The organism is Vreelandella nigrificans (genome assembly GCF_002374315.1).
In the GTDB taxonomy this organism is placed as follows: Bacteria; Pseudomonadota; Gammaproteobacteria; order Pseudomonadales; family Halomonadaceae; genus Vreelandella; species Vreelandella nigrificans.
Genome location: NZ_NWUX01000051.1, coordinates 1 through 2,150, shown reverse-complemented (window position 1 = coordinate 2,150; position 2,150 = coordinate 1). Strand labels below are relative to the sequence as shown.

The 2,150-nt window shown below is 47.9% G+C and carries 3 protein-coding genes and 1 pseudogene; 3 read left to right on the top strand and 1 reads right to left on the bottom strand.

The window, feature by feature from the left end:
- Positions 1-185, top strand: a pseudogene (locus tag CPA45_RS22390) (IS110 family transposase); the annotation flags it as partial.
- Between the two features lie 495 nt (positions 186-680).
- Here CPA45_RS22390 and CPA45_RS22385 read toward each other — a convergent pair.
- A complete protein-coding gene (locus tag CPA45_RS22385; protein ID WP_096655513.1) occupies positions 681-1,061 on the bottom strand; it encodes a nuclear transport factor 2 family protein in 381 nt (126 codons plus the stop codon).
- 300 nt (positions 1,062-1,361) lie between these two features.
- Between CPA45_RS22385 and CPA45_RS23325 the strand changes: the two genes are divergently transcribed.
- Both CPA45_RS23325 and CPA45_RS23225 read left to right on the top strand, forming a co-directional pair.
- Entirely contained in the window at positions 1,362-1,592 is a 231-nt protein-coding gene (locus CPA45_RS23325) for a phage integrase N-terminal SAM-like domain-containing protein (RefSeq protein ID WP_422822058.1), read from the top strand.
- A gap of 14 nt (positions 1,593-1,606) precedes the next feature.
- On the top strand, positions 1,607-1,693 hold the full coding sequence (locus CPA45_RS23225) for a hypothetical protein (protein WP_340640658.1): 87 nt from the start codon (positions 1,607-1,609) through the stop codon (positions 1,691-1,693).
- Positions 1,694-2,150: the final 457 nt, after the last annotated feature.

Sequence of the window (2,150 nt, the reverse complement as noted above, 5' to 3'; positions counted from 1 at the left end):
TTTCTGAGGCCGCTGTGCTTTATCTGCGCGGCAATCCAGGTGCACAAAAGCTGTTGCAACGCTTCCAGAAACGCATGGGTAAAGCCAAAGCCTTATCGGCTCTGGCTCACAAGCTGGGGAGCGCGGTCTATTTCATGTTAAAGAACGAAAAGGTATTTGATGAACAACGCTTTTTAACGAGTTAGTCACGCAGCAGGATGATGATCAATGTCTAACTGGATCATCATGGAGTGTGCTGAAACCGGGTGTCTGCTGACTGATCTTGAGATCTGAAACCCGACTTCTACACCCAACTCGAAGCCCGTCACTTTGATTATCCATCCTGCTGGCGTGAATCAACACCCTGAGCGAGTGGGCTTACACCGGCGCTGAACCTGAAACTAACTGGGACTGTAAAGTAACCCGCTTTTTGAATAGGACAGATGCTGGTTAACCGATGAATGTCTAGTGCCCCAGACCCACCTGCAAGGAGCAACCCGGTTTGGCAGTGGTGAACTACCACGTTAGAGAGCCTCAATAGGCGACCAAAGGAAGTACCCTTGCGGTATTTTTGCTGTAAGCCATCAACAGCCAACGATGACAGATGAAGTAGGATCACTGGCTCAGGGACTTGATATTGACCGCTTACGCGGCCAATAAAAAATGCTGCGGCCTATTGACAGGCAGAAGGCTCATAGGTGTTAATTTTGGTTTCGGGCGACACCGTAGCTCAGATTGACAACCCGCCAAGCAGTGCCATCCCACTCCCAGGCTTCCGAAAATTCTACCACCGGCCCTTTGGATTGGCCGGAGATGCTATACCCCTGGCCAGTTACTTTAGCGCTCCCGCCTGAATCCTGAATAGTTAACTCAGTATCGTGCTTTCGCCCGCCTTGGGGGAACCAACTCCCGCTCCGCTTAGCTGACGATATAGAGTCGATCTGAGATTTCTTGGATTGAACACCATGTTCGGTAATGACGGTGAAATTGCCTGCCTGAATTTGAGCAAGGCGCTCAACGTCACCAGCGAAAAAAGCCGCGTACCAGTTTTCTCGTACTTGCTTCAAATCTTCTCGATTCATGGGCTAACCCCTGTCTTTAGAAATTAACAGTTTATTAGTACGCATGCGCGTTTTCCTGGAAGGCCTACCTCTCTAAAAGCATTCCAATCTATTGATAAAAAAGAAATATCATCACCGCCCGCCCTAAAGCCTGCTAGAAAAATGCGCATGCGCGTTATCATTTTAAGCCATCCTTACATATTGCACATAAACATACAAAGGAGCTCATCAACTGATTGTTATATATGATTATTTAAAAAAGTCTTCCTTGAAATCGAGCACACCCCCACTCCGATGGGATAGAAAAATGCGCATTGCAGAATGAAAAGGCCTAATTATACTGTTTATGCATACAGTCATCGGAGAGTTCACCAAATGGCCAGCAGCCCTTTCCTGAATGAGGTTCGCACCTCCATCCGCGTGCGTGGGATGAGTATCCGAACCGAGAAAACGTACATTTACTGGATACGTTTTTTCATTCGATACAATAATTGCCGTCATCCTTGTGAGATGGGGGCAGCTGAAGTCGTACGTTTCCTAGGCTACCCCTAGCCACTGAGCGCCATGTGGCAGTCAACACCCAGCGTGTAGCGCTAAACGCGCTGGCGTATTTGTATAATCAATTGCTGAAACAAGCATTGGGAGATCTTTAATTCAATATTGAAAGCACGCTACCGCCCCGGTACAACTGGGCTGCGTTAAAACGCTCCGCTGGCGACCGTCTCTGTTTTGCTTGTTTGATACTACTGTAAGTAGAAGATGGTTTTTTGACATTACTCAGTTTTCTTCGACATAGCAAAGTGAAAAGTACGCTTTGTGCGCTTCTATCGTTGTATGTACTAAACATCTCGCGGGTGCCTCATTTGCTCGTGCCTCGCAGATTCGTTACCACGCGCTACAAGATGTGGCTATGAGGTCATCGTGGCTGCTATTGAGTGCTACGCGGGTGCCTTATTTGCTCGTTCCTCACGGATTCGTTACCACGCGCTACAAAATGTGGCTATGAGGTCATCGTGGCTGCTGTTGAGTTCTATGAACTGACCCCCAATTATTGGACAGTTAGCTCTATCAGTTGACTGCCATTTCCTGAGTCCGGTATTCCACAGGGCT

Excerpts from the sequence above, each read along its gene's own strand:
- CPA45_RS22385 (WP_096655513.1), bottom strand. The coding sequence starts at position 1,061 with ATGAATCGAGAAGATTTGAAGCAAGTACGAGAAAACTGGTACGCGGCT.
- CPA45_RS23325 (WP_422822058.1), top strand. The coding sequence starts at position 1,362 with ATGAAAAGGCCTAATTATACTGTTTATGCATACAGTCATCGGAGAGTT.